This window comes from Psychrobacter sp. Ps7 (genome assembly GCF_022129225.1).
Taxonomy (GTDB): Bacteria; Pseudomonadota; Gammaproteobacteria; order Pseudomonadales; family Moraxellaceae; genus Psychrobacter; species Psychrobacter immobilis_A.
In genome coordinates this window covers 18,719-33,659 of sequence record NZ_JADQAH010000037.1, presented here as the reverse complement: position 1 = coordinate 33,659, position 14,941 = coordinate 18,719, and the positions used below count along the sequence as shown (strand labels likewise).

The window sequence follows — 14,941 nt, the reverse complement described above, 5'->3', positions numbered from 1 at the left end:
TGCGAATGTATGAGTTATTGTAAAATCCTTTGCTACTTTTGCAAGAGGTCTAATAGAAACATAAAAAAACCGCTATCTAAATAGGTAGCGGTTTTTTTATGTTTAACAATGAATCAAAGCAGGTTATACATCCGCCTTCTTTTTATTGCCAGTTAGAAGCTCTCTTTCAAGGTAATGAATATTTTGTGCTTCGTGAATAAAATTGTCATCTGCCAAAATGACATCGCGATGCAGCGGGATATTGGTTTTAATACCCTCAATCACCAATTCATCGAGTGCATGCAGCGTCTTAGAGACGGCTTGCTGGCGCGTTTGACCATGGCAGATAAGCTTGCCAATCAATGAGTCATAATAGCTTGGAATCTCGTAGCCCGGGTAGAGGTGCGAGTCAAAGCGTACACCAGCACCACTGGGGGCAAATAACTGAGTGACTGTACCAGGACAAGGCATAAAGGTGGCTGGATCTTCAGCATTGATGCGACATTCAATGGCATGACCTTGAATCTCAATCTCGCTTTGACGATAAGACAAACCGTAGCCTGCTGCGATTTTTAGCTGCTCGACGACCACGTCGATGCCAGTAATCATCTCAGTTACCGGATGCTCAACTTGCACACGAGTATTCATCTCAATAAAAAAGTATTCATTATTTTCAAATAAAAACTCAAAAGTACCGGCACCGCGATATTTCACCAACTCACATGCTTTAACGCAAGCATCTAAGATTGGCTGACGTACATCATCAGGGATATCAGGCGCAGGGGCTTCTTCTAATACCTTTTGGTGACGACGTTGCAATGAACAATCTCGATCGTATAAGTGAATGGCATTACCGTTACCATCGCCAAGCACTTGTATCTCTACGTGGCGCGGATTTTGTAGGTAGCGTTCCATATACACGGTATCATCACCAAACCACAGCTCAGCTTCTTGCTTAGCAGCCTGTACTTGCCCAATGACTTCTTCGAAGCGCTCAACCACACGCATACCGCGACCGCCGCCGCCAGAAGCGGCTTTAATCAATAACGGAAAGCCGATATGGCGTGCTTGCTCTTCAGCATTATGCAACGTTACCGCGCCCACTGAACCAGGGACGGTCGGTACGCCAGCTTTTTTCATCGCATTAATGGCAGAGACTTTATTGCCCATTAATCGAATATGATCAGCATTAGGACCAACGAAAGTGAGACCTGCTTCTTCGACGCGTTCAGCGAATTCAGCATTTTCAGCCAAAAAACCATAACCCGGATGGATAGCGTCGGCACCAGTGATTTCAGCTGCGGTTAAAATAGTATTGATATCAAGATAGCTTTGATTGGCATTGGGTTTGCCAATACAGATTGCCTCATCAACAAAGCGCAGGTGCATCAAGTTTGCATCAGCTGTGGAGTAGATACCGACGGTCTCTATGCCAAGGGCTTTGCAGGCTCGAACGATACGTAGGGCAATCTCACCTCTATTGGCGATGAGCAGTTTTTTTATCATGGGGTCATCCTTGTCGAAGCGGCGGTCATTGATAGAGTCGTTATTTTAGGCACCATTAAATCGAGCTACGATAAAGATAAAATAACTCAAGCTAAAATGCCAAATGATAACGAAATCTCTATCATAATGAGGTAAAGGTTGGTAAATAGTGTCGTTAAGCTCTATAGCGTATGACGGGTTGACCAAACTGTACCACTTCGGAGTTATCGACTAAGATTTCGTCAACGACACCACTTTGCGTTGCCTCAAGAGGATTCATAATTTTCATGGCTTCGATGATGCCCAATGTGTCACCAGCTTGTACCTTTTGTCCGACCTTTACGAATGGTGGATCATTAGGGCTAGGAGCTGAGTAATAAACACCAACCATCGGCGATGTCTCAACACTACCCGCTTTTACCGCTGGCTTTGCTTCAGCAGTGATAGGGGCAATGCCAGCAGCAGGTGCGGCCATCATGGTCGGTGCAGGCGCATCATAGTGACGAGTTAAGCTGATGTGTTCATCATCTGAGCTGATTTCTAAATTAACCAGTTCACTTTCTTCCATGAGGGCGATTAGGGTGCGTATTTTTTCAATATCCATAGTTTTAATTTTGCCTTCTACTAATTTCAAGAAATAGTGTAACTAAATATTGTGTAGGTAATTGCTAATGATACCTATATTCATGGCAATGAGCAATCGATGTACAGTTGTTAACTGAGTTTTTTTACATATTATGACGTAAGCATTTCTTACGAGTAAGAAATGCTTAATGGTTTATCATAGTCTATGTGACCATGTAGCGCTAGTCATGGTTAGTAGATACTGCATTTACATCAGTATAGCTGATGCATTAACCCCACATCGCCGTCAGACGCTTTTGTTGGTAGCGCAGGCGTAGGGTGAGTAGAATAGAGGATAAGAATAAACCTGTGATTAATGCCATCCAAAACCCTTGTGCGCCTATATCGGTGAAGCGAACCAAATAAACACCGAGTGGCAATGCCACCAGCCAGTAACAGAACAACGTGACCCACATTGGGATCGTGGTGTCTTGCATGCCGCGCAATATACCAGCGACGTTGACTTGCCAGCCATCGAACAGCTGATAACCAAGGGCAAAAATAAGTAAATGCATAGATTGCGTGATAACGGCTGGGTTATCAGAGAATGCGGCTGCCAATTGCGGCCTAAATAGCCAAATACCAATCATACAAGTGAGCGCAATCAATACTGTCCAGATAAGACCAGTGGCTTGCACTTGACGTAACGCCATGAGGTTTTTTTCGCCAAAACGATTGGATACCATGATTGTCAGTGCCATAGCGACCGATATCGGAATCATAAACAGCTGGGAAGTCACCGCTAATGCCACCTGATGCGATGCGGTTGCTAGCTCACCTAATGGACTGATAACAAGAGCGCCCAAGCTGAACAAACTGGCTTCAAAAAAGATAGAGATACCAATCGGAATACCAAGTTTAAGGAGCTTTTTAATCTGTGCACGATTAGGACTGGCAAAGGCATAAAAGAAGCGCGTGCTGGCAAACTGCTGTCGCTTAGTAAAGCTGGTATAAGCCGCCAGTAACAAAACATTTATCCATAACACAATGGCTGTTGCGACCCCGCAGCCTGCGCCGCCCATTTCGGGCATGCCAAACAGACCGTGGATAAATATATAGTTAAGGGGAATATCGGCAAGTAGCCCGATAATACTAATCACTGTCACCGGCTCAGGTCGCCCAAGTGCTTCGCAATAACTGCGTAGCACCGCATAGACAGCCAGTGCGGGAAAACCAAACGACACGCCATGCAAATACTGCGTTGCTATCGGTTGGATGTTTTCAGGCACACCCATGACCCCAAGTACATTGGGTGCTAAATTAACGATGATAAAGCCCATAATACCAATGACACTGGCGGTCCATAAAGACTGCTGCGTGATATGCGGTACTTGATGGTGCTTATTTTGACCAATCGCCTCACCAATAAGAGGGGTGGTGGCGATTAAAATACCAGTGGCTAATAAAAACAGCGGCAGCCAAATACCAGAGCCAACGGCGACGGCAGCCAAATCAAGCGCGGAGACTTGACCTGCCATGATAGCATCGACCACACCAAGTGCTGCTTGGCAAAACTGAGTAATTAAAATAGGAAGCGCGAGCACGCCTAAGCGTAAGCTGTAGCTTTTAAAATCTCTAAAAGATAATGGGAAAACCATAGTGAGCAACTTTTTATTCTTTGCGGTAATTATGATAGATGAGCAAATATTGCCATCAACAAAACAATAGCGAGACGGTCATACCATAACCAAAAATTTGAGCAGAAAAGCAAATGAGAATGAGGACACGCCCTAAGCAAGTTTAACCAAGCCAATCCAGTTTTTTGGCTGGATGTAAAAGGGGGAGTCGTGCCGACGATAATACTCCGATAAATAATATGAGCAAGCCTATATAGACAGAGTATGCAAAAAAAGTCAGGCACAAAAATAAAAATAACCCGTCAATCCAAGCAGTGGATTGACAGGTCATAAATAAATAGAATGGTAAAGAAGCCACGCTATGATGTCAACGCTTTAAAAGCGTTGTATCGATCTTAAAAACTGACTGTGAAAGGTAATCGATTCAAGAGAGTGAGCACTTGAAGATAACCATTCTAACTTATAGGCACATCAGCAGGCATTTATAGGGACTCAGGCAAATCTTGCACCACCGCTTGATAGCCAATCAAGGTATTATTGGCATCAAATGCTTGCACGACAATCACGTAATTGGTGAACATGGCTGGAATGACAGGGGTAAACTGCGTTTCAAGATTACTTAATATCACATTCTGCACATAGCCGTTGGCACCAGACTCGGCTTTGTTGACATCAATTTGGCTAACCAGTAAATACTTGGTATTGGCAGGATTTTGCCAAGTGACGGTCTTTTGACTGCCATTACCGATGACATCAAGAGTCATTTTGCCCAGACTATAATCAAGTGGGTACGTCTTAAAATTAGAGCGATCGCTGATGGTGTAAGTGACGCTGCAATTTTTTTCGCTACTGGTTAGCTTTTTACCGCCGAGGCCATCCTGATACTCAAAGCTACCTCTCCAAGGTGATCCTGCTTCTTTTTCCTCAAAGCTCCCCGCAAAGGTGGTTAATAAGTTTGGTGTTTCTATGCCCAAATCATTGACATATTTAATGTCTAAAAACGCTAACGTATCGAGACTGCCTGTTATTTTACCCGCGATATAGTTGTCAACCTTAATGGCTGAGTTGATACCCAAAGTGTTATTTTCTTGGCAGGCTTGCTGCTGATAACTAACGCTACCATCGACGCTGCCAGCGCCATCTTTGCTGATGTCAAAGTAAACAGCACCGATATCGATATCGTCGTTGTCACCATCTTCAATCTCAATAAAGTGTCCGACATATAAACCGCCGCGACCGCCTTCTGGGGTTATTTTGTCCAAGAAATTATCGAGTGATTCTTCTGGTAAAAATACTGACTCCAGAATCTCGGCCATGGATTTTTCATCATCGCTCAGCTTATCTTCGACTTCTTTATACTTCTCTTTGACCTTGTCTTCCACACGATCATATTCATCTTTCACCTGATCTTCTATTCGGTCATATTCCTCTTTGACCTTGTCCCCGTCACTGCCACAGGCGCTAAGGGTCAGACTTAATATACTGACGGTTAATACAGATAATAGTAGTTTGGGTGCGCTCATAAGCGGGTCCTGATAATGGAGATAAAGGTGTGATAAAGAAGGTCGAGAAATGAATTGTTGAGCATAAATCGCAAATATAGCAAATTTTTTGCAGGCAGCGCATCAATAAGTGTTCGTTGATAACACTAAAAACCTTACTCAATCGTTACTATCTCACCACTGGTTGCTCAGATAGTAGATGAAGGGTTTCTGCCATATCCATAATGGCGTACCAGTGTTTGGCGTCTAGTGGAATTACGGTAAGTTGCTCACAGCCTTTTCTCATTAATAGTGAATCCTCAAGTGCGGGTAAAAATTTAAGGGCTGATAGTGGTAGAATATCAGTAAATGCTTGCTCAAAAGTGACATCTACCATATACCAGCGTGGCTCATCTTCGGTGGCAATAGGATCGTAATGACGGTGCTCAGGATGGAACTGGCAAGGGTCAGGGTAGCCTGCTTTGCTTACCATCATGATGCCAGCGACGCCAGACGGCTTAGCGCTAGAGTGATAAAAGAATACCTTGTCGCCGACCTGCATCTCATCACGCATGAAGTTACGAGCGCGGTAATTGCGCACACCATCCCAACTGTCTGTCTCTAGGCGTTGCAAATCATCAATACCAAAAAACTTGGGGTTGGACTTCATTAACCAATAAGCCATATCTTTATCCTATTTATCATTATCAGCCATTCATTATTTGCAATATCACTGTATGCAATGTCATTTAATACAATGTCATTTTATGCCATCATTCTTCACTATTTTGCCTATAAAAGTACTGGGTTAATATGGATATTTGTGACTGGTTTTGTTATTGATCGGCTTTTCTTTAAGATAGCCTTTTTTTTAATTACATTAGCCGTTATCCTAGCGCTACTTTCTGCTAGTGACAGCAGTCATCCATTTATGTAACCTTTTTTATAGATACCTTCGTTTATGTCAAATATTACACCTGCTCATTTTTCTGATAATCTCAGCATCTCTAATAATACTGCGAGTGGGATACAGGTAAGCGCCATTCCACTGGCGCTTTATATTCATATCCCGTGGTGTGTCAAAAAATGCCCTTATTGTGATTTTAATTCGCATGAGCTGCCGATGGATATGCAGCTATCTATGTATGACGAATATGTGGATGCGCTGCTGTCAGATGCCGCCATGCAGCAGTCGTTAACCCAAGCGCGTGAAATCAGTTCTATTTTTATCGGTGGTGGTACGCCTTCACTGCTACCCATTGCGCAATACCAGCGATTGTTTACTGGCTTACGCAACATTTTTAAGTTTGCTGATGGCATTGAAGTAACGATGGAAGCTAATCCGGGCACGCTTGAGCATGCGCCTTTTGCTCAATATTTAGAGGTGGGTATCAATCGTTTGTCGATAGGTGTACAAAGCTTTGCTGCTGATAAGCTCAAAACCCTTGGTCGCATACATGACCCTGCACAAGCATTGTCAGCGATTCGTGCAGCTCGCGTGGCTGGGTTTGAGCGAGTCAATGTCGATTTGATGCATGGGCTACCGCAGCAAATGATGAATGAGGCGCTGAACGATATCCAGATGGCGCATGATGCTGGGGCGACGCATATTTCTTGGTATCAATTAACGATTGAGCCCAATACCGTATTTTACCGTAGCCAGCCGATTTTACCAGATGAGGATAACTTGGCAGATATTGAGCAGGCAGGTCAAGCGTTGTTGCAGCAATTGGGCTACTGCAATTACGAAGTATCCGCGTGGGCAGGCGCGTCAGATAAGGCATGCCGTCACAATGTTAATTACTGGCAATTTGGTGACTACCTAGCGATTGGTGCGGGCGCGCATGGTAAAGTAACGATTGCTCATGAAGCATCAGCATTAACAGATAATGGCTTAAAGAATGACTTGCTAGCAGATTCTGGTATTTATCGTTTTAGTAAGTCACGACTGCCTAAAGATTATGTGGATTATCAAGATACCACTGATTCTTCTGTTAAACAAAACGCACCAAAAATGGTGGGTTGGCAGGAAATTGACAGTGATGAATTGGTCAGTGAGTTTATGCTGAATGCGCTACGTCTACATGATGGCGTCGCTTGGTCTATGTTTACTGCAAGGACAGGGCTTAGTGATGATGATATTGCTGTACAAGTGGTGCAATTGATTACTCAGGGATTACTAGTAGACAATACGGAGCGACTACAGCCAACGCTATTGGGTCAACGTTATCTCAATCAGATATTGCGAGCCTTCTTATAATTGGAGATATTCACGGTGTCTTTAATGTCAGTCTTTACTATCGAAAAATAAAGTTATAAAAAAAGGCTTATCACATAAATGATAAGCCTTTCAAATACGCAAAAAAATCAATACTTAGATTTTATTTTGTACGTCTTGTGCGCCGCCAGTAACAGCTTCGCCAGCGCTTGATACGTCTTGGCCCAAACCTTTAAAAGTGTTGCAACCAGTTAGAACAAACATAGCAGTTAAAGATGCGATGATTAATTTTTTCATAATAGAATCCTCAAAAATGGGTCGTTATAAATAATAACAGTGATGCTAAGCATTAGGCTTGAGCCTCACTGAGGGGTTATTGGATAAGATAATAATAGATAAATACTATCTCGATATCCGTTAGAGACATCATAGTGAAAGTTAAAAACTGTGCAAAGTATCAAAATGTAATTATTGGCAGTAAACTGTAACTTTTAATTACCTTTTGCTCAGAAATTCAAATAACCATCATTTTAGTAGAGTCTGTCCACGTTATCTCGGATCGACGATAATACGCAGATTTGACGACTTAAGGAGTCGATATGACCACCCATATTGTGTTGGTAGCGCCAAAAATGCCTAGTAACACGGGCAATATTATCCGCTTATGTGCCAATACGGGCGCGCAGCTACATTTGGTCAGGCCATTAGGGTTTGAGCTTGATGATAAAAAGCTGCGGCGTGCAGGTTTGGATTATCATGAATACGCGCACCTACAAGTACATGATGATTGGGCGACAGCAAAACTGGCGCTACAGGCAGCGGATTGTCATATTGTCACAGCATTGACCACCAAACTGAGCAAGCCTTTTTATGACTATGACTTTGGTGGGCAACAGATGGCTGCCGAATCTGATTGTGCCCTGATGCCTGAGCAGATACCTAATGTCGCCTTAGTATTTGGCTCTGAAACAGCAGGTCTGGCAGATGATATACGTGAAGATATCGGCGCTGATCACTGGTTGCGCTTGCCTATGCTGGCTGATTCACGCAGTTTAAACTTATCGAATAGTGTGGCGATATGTCTGTATGAGGTCTGGCGTCAGCAAGGCTTCACTGGTGATGAAGGTCGTAGTATCGGGTATGAGACGTTGACAGTGTACGATCCAAAATAGCCATGCATTTTTTACTGATTGCAGGCGATGATCCAACATTTAGGTATTCATCGCCATTCATAACACCTTATCAATCATATATGCCATATATCTTATAAGCAGTTGGGTGGTTTGGGCAGACCGGCAAGGCGATTGACATGGCGGGCAACCAAGCCAGTGTTGAATAACTGCTGTAGTTTCTGATTGCTGATATCATGCTCTGGCAAGGTTTTCTGTAACCATTTAATCAGTGGGCGCGTGGCTGGTGCGTGATTAAACTGAGTAAAAAATGCCCGTACCTGCTGTAAAATTTGTAAATGCTCAGTTTCTAGATGCACCTCTAGAGTGTTGGCCAATTGCTGAGCGACTTCAGGGGTCCAGATATTATGGTCACATAAATGACCGTCTTGATCCAATTCAACGTTGATTGCCGCTGTTATATAATGATTGGTTATATCGTGATTGATCGTATTATCGTTATTCATAGGGCAATGGTCACTACTTTATCAAACCCCGCATTATTAGCATCGGTATTACTAACACTGGTATTACTAGCATTGGTATTACTAAAATTGGTATTCTGAGTTAGATTGACCCATTCTTCATCGGTTAACAGCCCACTCAACTTGGCTTCTAGATTGAGCTTAGCACTGGTATTGGTACTCAGCTGCGCCACATCATCGGCTAAGGCATAAATATTTGCGATGCCTTGTATTTCATTGTCACTCAAATACGCATCAAGCCAACTGATAAAAGCCACGGTGCTACCAAGCAAGAGAATACTGTCACCGGTGCGCCATGTCCGTGACATCTCATCGACACTGCGCCTGAGCATATCCATTGTGCTGTGTATTTGATATAAAGTTGCCATAACAGTGTCCGATTTTTTGCTAGATTTAGGATAAGGCGTGTCCTCATTCTCATCTCTATTTTTAAAATGAGGACATGGCCTAGTATTTAAAGTATTACAAATAAAATTGCGAGGCTAAAAGCGTAGTATTTGCTCAAAGTCTGAAGCGTTCACCACTTCAGGTATCAATGTCAATTGTGAAGCCAAATCAATAGGTAGCATACCTGTTACCCACCCGCTAAAAACATCGTCAGGTAGCCAAGCGGCTGGCATGTCATATAGCTCAAGCGACTGAATCATGCCATGCAAACGCGACGCAGGCTGCATCAACAAGCCAAAAACAGGCGCATCCAAATACAGCTGTACTTCATGACCAAAGGTCGCTAGCGTTAATGCAAGCGCACAGCCTTCATAACTCGCCATTTCAGTCGGCGTGAGCAGCTGAACTAATAATTTCATGGTTAATTCCTAATCTAATTGGTCGCTGACAGTTATTATCATAAGATGTAATCTGTCTGCACGGCAAGTCATCAAAATTGCATCAAACGACAGTCGCCTTGCATCATCATCGCCAGCTCACTCAGTCCGATCAGTGAAAAGCCAGTGGCAAGGTTGTCACCATTAAGTTGATGGCGTTTGCTGTTATCCGTGTCGCTAATGCCGCGACTGAGTGCAGTACTGACACAGACAGGCAGCGCTAACTGGAACTGCTCAGCGAGCGTTTGCCACTCTTTGGTCAAATTAATTTGATCCGCCGACTGCCAGCGTAGATCATTGGCAGTATTAGCCGCATCGCCATAAAAAAATACGTTTAAGGTGATATTATCTAAGGTGGCATTGTCATTGGTATCTTTACTATTGGCGGCATTTTTGAGATAAGCGCGTGCATAACGTAGCGCTAAATGGGCAAGTGGGTGGCTAGGATCAGCAGTAATCAGAAGCAATGGGGTCATGGTTGTCATAAGAGCTCTTTTCAATCATCTGCGCTAAAGTTGTTTATGCTACCATAAAGCGCTCAAAAGCAAATAGGGTCACTGTCATTAAACGTAGTTTTATATTAAATACCGACATATTGCGTATCGTTAGTTGATGCTGTGACTACTTCGTAAGAAAAAACGATAAACTTATGCGCTAAGTTCACGTAGTCTTATCACTCTATGCAAGGAGTTATGTTCCCTATGTCATCCGCTATGCCTTCACGTGCGACCCATGGTACAGATTGTCAGTATACAACCGAACAGCTGCAAATATTGCAGACGGCAAGCGAGTTCGCTTATCAGATTTGGGAGAGTCGAACGGTTTCATGCCAAACGTTTTTACGTAGCTACCCGTTAGATCGAACCTTAACTCGGCAGCAAATCGATGATTTGATTCAAGATTATACGTTAGATGATAATTACCAACTTGCTGATGAAGTGAAGGTAATGAGTGGCCTGCGTCATCTACGTACACTGCTGATGATGCGCTGGATTTGGCAAGATGCCTTACAACTGATAGCACTTGAGCAATTGACCGACGAGCTGTCTGAGTTTGCAGACGGCTGTATCTCATTTGCCAAAGATTATACCTACCAGCATTTGATTAAACAGTACGGCGAACCAACGTTTGTCAATGCCAAAGGTAACGTGCAAATTGATGACATGGCGATTATGGCGATGGGTAAGCTTGGCGCTCATGAGCTGAATCTATCGAGTGATATAGACCTTATCTTTGTCCATCAGGCTCGTGGTGTAACCAGCGGTGATAAATCAAAAGGCACGCGCAGCATAGATAATAAGCGGTTTATGACAAGGCTTGGTCAAGGTATTATTAAATTATTGGATCAAAAGACGGCTGATGGCTTTGTTTTTCGGGTCGATATGCGTCTGCGCCCTTGGGGTGATGGTAGTGATTTGGCCATTCATCTATCTGCATTACAGAAGTACTTCTCTCAACATGGACGTGCATGGGAGCGTTTTGCATGGCTAAAAGCGCGAGTAGTCGGGCAGCTAGAACAGCCGTTTTATGATGAGATACAAGCGCTCATCAAGCCCTTTGTTTTCCGTTATTACGTGGATTACAGTGCTTTTTCAGCGCTCAGGGAGATGAAATCGCTTATTCAAAACCAAGTCGCTCAGCGGGAAGATTTGGATAACATCAAGCTGGGTGCTGGTGGTATCAGAGACATTGAATTTATTGTGCAGGCCTTTCAGTTGATTTATGGTGGCAGGCATCCTCAATTACAGGTGAAATCTTGTTTACAAGCAATGCAGGTATTACATAAGCTTGAGTATCTAGAGAGGACTACTTATCAAGAGCTCCAAGCCGCGTATCGTTTTTTACGTCGGCTTGAACACGCCATTCAAGCGATTAATGATCAACAGACTCAGCGTTTGCCACATGATCCGCAGTGGCAGTATAACTTGGCGGTTACCCTTGGGTTTGACGATTGGAATGCACTGTTAGATACCCTTAACCACCACCGAGACAATGTCAATGTTCCCTTTGAGCGTATGGTGACCGAACGTCAGGTACCGGATCATGAAGACACAGATCTTGAGCCCGAACATCTTGATGAACAGATTGCACGATTGAATGATGTGTTAACGGCAGAAAACCGAGTGCTGTTACAAGATTTTTGGCAGTCAAAGATGGTCGCTAACTTAAGCGATGAGGCTCGCGAGCGGTTGGATGACGCTTATCCTGTAATTATCCATGCGTTACTCGCTCATCAAGAGCAGCAGCAATTGGCCAATACCGCTTTGCCGCGTCTCATTACATTGCTCGAAGCGATTTGTCGTCGTTCTATCTATTTGGTGATGATTGCAGAAAACCCCAATGCAACGATTGAACTGATACCCATGCTGTCGGCCAGTCCTTGGATTGCCAAAGAGTTGGCACATTATCCTGTGCTCTTAGATACTTTTTTACAGCAGCGCTATCGCCACTTGCCGGACAAGCCAGAGTTGCGTGATATTTTGCGTCAACAGCTATTGCGCGTAGAGCCTAATGACGAAGAAGAGCTGCTCAGCGTATTAAGATTATTTAAGAAGAACCAAGTGTTGGCGGTCGCCGCCAGTGATGTATTGGCTGAGCGTCCGATTATGAAGGTGTCGGATTCTCTTACATATATCGCAGCGGTGGTACTAGAAGCCGCATTAGAACGGGCTTTTGCAGAAATTGTCAAACGCTACGGCTATCCTATTGGTCAAGATGGCGATCCGGTGACCGAGGCAGATTGCGGTTTTGCCATCATTGGTTATGGCAAGCTTGGCGGGCTAGAGCTGTCTTATTCTTCAGATTTGGATTTGGTGTTTTTACATAAGATAAAAGAGCAGGGCATGACCACGGGTGAAAAATCAGTCAGCGGTATGAAGTTTGCTGCCCGTTTGGTACAAAAGCTGATGAACTATCTCAATACCCAAACTCGAGATGGCCGCGCTTATGAGATTGATATGCGTCTGCGCCCCTCAGGTAATGCTGGCATGATGGTGGTGTCTTGTCATGCTTTTGAAACCTATCAGCTAGAAAAGGCATGGTCGTGGGAGCATCAAGCCTTGGTACGGGCGCGAGCGATTTGCGGTGATAAACGAGTGACGGCACGCTTTTGTGATATTCGCCGAGACGTATTATCATTACCGCGCACGATAGAGCAGGTGCGTACAGAAGTCACCAGTATGCGTATTAAGATGCAAAAACATCTGGGCACCAGTCAATGGCAACAACAAGCAGGTAAGTTTCATCTTAAACAAGATGCAGGCGGGATCATTGACATTGAATTCTTAGCGCAATTTGCAGTATTGGCTTATTCGCATGAGCATCCGAGCCTGACCAAATGGAGCGACAACGTTCGTATTTTTGAAGAAGTGGCATCACTGGGTATTTGGGAGGAGCAAGTCTGCCAAGATTTAACGGATGCCTACCTCAGAATTCGTGCTGCTACTCATCAATTGGCACTATCAGAGCAATCGCTATTGGTGGATGAGTCACTGTGGAAAGAAACACGAGCATTAGTACAAGCGCAATGGCAACATTTGATGGGTGTTAATTTGGCCGATGGCGATTCGCCTAATTTTTAAGAAGGTTTTTGCTTATAAATAATAGCCTGTGATACTCAAACTAAAAGATTTCATTTGCTAGCACCGCCAGTGATATAATCGGCGACACATTACGATAAATCTGTCAGTTGTTGGTTATTTCTAAGTAAGGATAACACTATATTTTAGCAATAAAATTTGACGCTGCGGTGTTATCATATGATGTTGATAAATACGATTAAACAAAACCTCTAGTCGAAGCATTTATACGTGCGTCGACTATACCTAAAAAAATAGCCGTTAGTGCTAACATAAGGATTATAAAATGAATATGGCAACACAAGATGGCAAGCTTTGGATGAATGGCACAATGATTGAGCAGCCAGATGCCAAAGTCCATGTGCTGACGCATAGCCTGCATTATGGCATGGCTGTGTTTGAAGGTGTGCGCGCATACCAAACTGCTGATAATCGTACGGCAATTTTTCGCCTAAAAGAGCACACCGAGCGTCTGTTAGGCTCTGCAAAAATCTTTCAAATGAATGTACCGTTTGATGCAGCGACTCTGGAGCAGGCGCACAAAGATGTGGTCAAGCAAAACAACTTGGCAGAAGCCTATATTCGTCCGCTCATTTGGGTCGGTGCAGAAAAGCTTGGTTTATCGTCACGTGATAACAGTATCAATGCAATGGTTGCTGCTTGGCATTGGGGCGCTTATCTGGGTGAAGAGGGTATCAAAAATGGTATCCGTGTAAAAACCTCGTCATTTACTCATCATATGACCAATGTGACCATGTGTAAGGCAAAAGCCTCGAGCAACTATCCAGTGTCCATCATGGCCAACCAAGAAGTCACTCGTAATGGCTATGACGAAGCTATCTTGATGGATCCGCAGGGTTACGTCTGCCAAGGTGCTGGCGAGAACTTGTTCTTAGTCAAAGATGGCGTATTGCATACACCAGATTTAGCGGGCGGTGCACTTGACGGTATCACTCGTCGCACCATCATTCAGTTCGCTGATAATCTAGGCATCAAGGTCGTTGAGCGCCGTATCACTCGTGATGAGTTTTATTTGGCAGATGAAATATTCATGACGGGTACGGCGGCTGAAGTGACGCCTATTCGTGAATATGATGATCGTACTATTGGCAATGGTGGACGTGGACCTTTGACTGAGCAGCTACAAACCTTGTACTTTGATGTGGTTCATGGTCGCAATGAGCAGTATATGGATTGGTTAAGTTTTATTGATTAATATTTAAAATTATATTGTATGAGATAAAAAAGCTAAGACTGTTTTAAGTCTTAGCTTTTTTGGTTGAGTGGTACTAATAGGTATCTTAAAATCAAGTTCATAGGCTCGCTATAACTACTAACGATAAGCTCGCACATAATTTATGGATGCGGTATCATAACGTCGCTTAGTTTCAAGCTACATCTTGCTATGGTGTCCATCTATGAATACGGCTGCTTAGCATGTCGATTCTTAAAGCAGGTGCGTTCAAATTGAGAGCGTCACAAAACATTATTTTTAGCTAAGTCTGGCTTTACTTTGAATAG

At 43.6% G+C, this 14,941-nt stretch carries 14 protein-coding genes; 4 read left to right on the top strand and 10 right to left on the bottom strand.

What is annotated here, in order from left to right; all coding sequences use genetic code 11:
* Window positions 1-123 precede the first annotated feature (123 nt).
* The 5 genes from accC to I3257_RS11500 all read right to left on the bottom strand — a co-directional run bounded on the left by accC (window position 124) and on the right by I3257_RS11500 (window position 5,831).
* Window positions 124-1,485, bottom strand: coding sequence for an acetyl-CoA carboxylase biotin carboxylase subunit (gene accC, locus I3257_RS11520; RefSeq protein ID WP_045454980.1), 1,362 nt, complete (start codon window positions 1,483-1,485; stop codon window positions 124-126).
* Window positions 1,486-1,639: 154 nt separating this feature from the next.
* Window positions 1,640-2,068 (bottom strand): acetyl-CoA carboxylase biotin carboxyl carrier protein, encoded by a 429-nt coding sequence (gene accB / locus I3257_RS11515; protein WP_045447773.1) that lies wholly within the window; start codon window positions 2,066-2,068, stop codon window positions 1,640-1,642.
* Between the two features lie 250 nt (window positions 2,069-2,318).
* Complete coding sequence (locus I3257_RS11510) at window positions 2,319-3,686, bottom strand: MATE family efflux transporter (protein ID WP_055124142.1); 1,368 nt, start codon at window positions 3,684-3,686, stop codon at window positions 2,319-2,321.
* Window positions 3,687-4,147: 461 nt separating this feature from the next.
* Window positions 4,148-5,188 carry a hypothetical protein gene (locus tag I3257_RS11505; protein ID WP_087815240.1) on the bottom strand — a complete coding sequence of 347 codons (1,041 nt, stop codon included), beginning with the start codon at window positions 5,186-5,188 and terminating at the stop codon, window positions 4,148-4,150.
* Between the two features lie 148 nt (window positions 5,189-5,336).
* Window positions 5,337-5,831, bottom strand: a complete 495-nt coding sequence (locus tag I3257_RS11500) for an EVE domain-containing protein (RefSeq protein WP_087815241.1) — start codon at window positions 5,829-5,831, stop codon at window positions 5,337-5,339.
* A 276-nt stretch (window positions 5,832-6,107) separates the two neighbouring features.
* Here I3257_RS11500 and hemW point away from each other — a divergent pair, with 276 nt between their 5' ends.
* A complete protein-coding gene (gene hemW / locus I3257_RS11495) occupies window positions 6,108-7,406 on the top strand; it encodes a radical SAM family heme chaperone HemW (RefSeq protein WP_201501370.1) in 1,299 nt (432 codons plus the stop codon).
* A 114-nt stretch (window positions 7,407-7,520) separates the two neighbouring features.
* On the opposite strand, the gene I3257_RS11490 is transcribed toward hemW, so the two are convergent.
* A complete protein-coding gene (locus I3257_RS11490) occupies window positions 7,521-7,661 on the bottom strand; it encodes an entericidin A/B family lipoprotein (RefSeq protein WP_045447789.1) in 141 nt (46 codons plus the stop codon).
* Window positions 7,662-7,963: 302 nt separating this feature from the next.
* On the opposite strand from I3257_RS11490, the gene I3257_RS11485 reads away from it, so the two are divergent.
* Window positions 7,964-8,536: a tRNA (cytidine(34)-2'-O)-methyltransferase gene (locus tag I3257_RS11485; RefSeq protein WP_201501369.1), complete on the top strand. Its 573-nt coding sequence runs from the start codon at window positions 7,964-7,966 to the stop codon at window positions 8,534-8,536.
* 92 nt (window positions 8,537-8,628) lie between these two features.
* Here the strand turns inward: I3257_RS11485 and I3257_RS11480 are convergent, their stop codons facing one another.
* From I3257_RS11480 to tusD, 4 genes are all read right to left on the bottom strand, one after another.
* A complete protein-coding gene (locus I3257_RS11480; protein ID WP_045447842.1) occupies window positions 8,629-8,943 on the bottom strand; it encodes a TusE/DsrC/DsvC family sulfur relay protein in 315 nt (104 codons plus the stop codon).
* A 53-nt stretch (window positions 8,944-8,996) separates the two neighbouring features.
* Window positions 8,997-9,386, bottom strand: a complete 390-nt coding sequence (locus tag I3257_RS11475) for a hypothetical protein (RefSeq protein WP_238049830.1) — start codon at window positions 9,384-9,386, stop codon at window positions 8,997-8,999.
* A 114-nt stretch (window positions 9,387-9,500) separates the two neighbouring features.
* Window positions 9,501-9,824 (bottom strand): hypothetical protein, encoded by a 324-nt coding sequence (locus tag I3257_RS11470; protein WP_201553732.1) that lies wholly within the window; start codon window positions 9,822-9,824, stop codon window positions 9,501-9,503.
* Window positions 9,825-9,895: 71 nt separating this feature from the next.
* Window positions 9,896-10,327, bottom strand: a complete 432-nt coding sequence (gene tusD, locus I3257_RS11465; RefSeq protein ID WP_201501367.1) for a sulfurtransferase complex subunit TusD — start codon at window positions 10,325-10,327, stop codon at window positions 9,896-9,898.
* A 216-nt stretch (window positions 10,328-10,543) separates the two neighbouring features.
* Here tusD and glnE point away from each other — a divergent pair, with 216 nt between their 5' ends.
* Window positions 10,544-13,423 carry a bifunctional [glutamate--ammonia ligase]-adenylyl-L-tyrosine phosphorylase/[glutamate--ammonia-ligase] adenylyltransferase gene (glnE, locus tag I3257_RS11460; RefSeq protein WP_087815249.1) on the top strand — a complete coding sequence of 960 codons (2,880 nt, stop codon included), beginning with the start codon at window positions 10,544-10,546 and terminating at the stop codon, window positions 13,421-13,423.
* Window positions 13,424-13,706: 283 nt separating this feature from the next.
* Window positions 13,707-14,636, top strand: coding sequence for a branched-chain amino acid transaminase (locus tag I3257_RS11455; RefSeq protein WP_087815250.1), 930 nt, complete (start codon window positions 13,707-13,709; stop codon window positions 14,634-14,636).
* The last annotated feature ends 305 nt before the right edge of the window (window positions 14,637-14,941 follow it).